The organism is Pseudomonas onubensis (genome assembly GCF_965653655.1).
In the GTDB taxonomy this organism is placed as follows: Bacteria; Pseudomonadota; Gammaproteobacteria; order Pseudomonadales; family Pseudomonadaceae; genus Aquipseudomonas.
This window is the reverse complement of sequence record NZ_CBFHAZ010000220.1, coordinates 1-702: the sequence shown is the minus strand read 5'-3', so window position 1 is coordinate 702 and position 702 is coordinate 1. Positions and strand designations below refer to the sequence as shown.

Genomic DNA, 702 nt, shown 5'->3' with positions numbered 1-702 from the left:
GCGTATCAGTTAATGCATCGGGTGACTGACACACCGCCTTCGCGAGCAAGCCCGCTCCCACAAGGAGATCTACGTTGAAACATAGATTTGCATTCGCCCTGTTATTCGCCTGCGCCACAGCCAGCGCAGCGCCGCCCACTCTGGAGCCTTTGCTCAACAGCATCGCCGAGCGCCTGGAGATTGCCGATCAGGTAGCCCTGAGCAAATGGGACAGCCACAAGCCCGTAGAGGACAAAAAGCGCGAACAAGAGGTGATCGCCAGCGTGGCGGCCCAGGCGCCCGGCTACAAACTCGACCCCGCCGCCGCTGAGCAGTTTTTTTCTGCGCAGATAGAGGCCAACAAGCTGGTGCAGTACACCCACCTGTCCGACTGGCAGTTCCAGGGCAAAGCCCCGGACGACCCGCGCCCGGATCTGGTGAAGCAGATTCGCCCGCAACTGGATCAACTGCAAAAAACCCTACTGCAGCAACTGGCCGACTTCACCCCGCAGCGCACCGACCCGCAATGCCCGCAGTGGCTGGCTGCCGCCGTGCATGAGCCGCTGAATGATCCGCTGCGCCAACTGGCAATGATCCGCGCCACTGCCGAGCTGTGCATCTACAAAGGTTGAAGCCTGCAAACCCAATCAAAAACTGTGGGAGCGGGCTTGCTCGCGAAGGCGGCGAATCAGTCGATACATATGTTAACTGACACACCGCCTT

The 702-nt window shown here is 60.0% G+C and carries 1 protein-coding gene; it reads left to right on the top strand.

The genetic code is table 11. The features are described 5' to 3' along the window. The first annotated feature begins 74 nt into the window (after positions 1–74). Positions 75–611, top strand: a complete 537-nt coding sequence (locus tag ACTD9P_RS29650) for a chorismate mutase (protein ID WP_438870423.1) — start codon at positions 75–77, stop codon at positions 609–611. Positions 612–702: the final 91 nt, after the last annotated feature.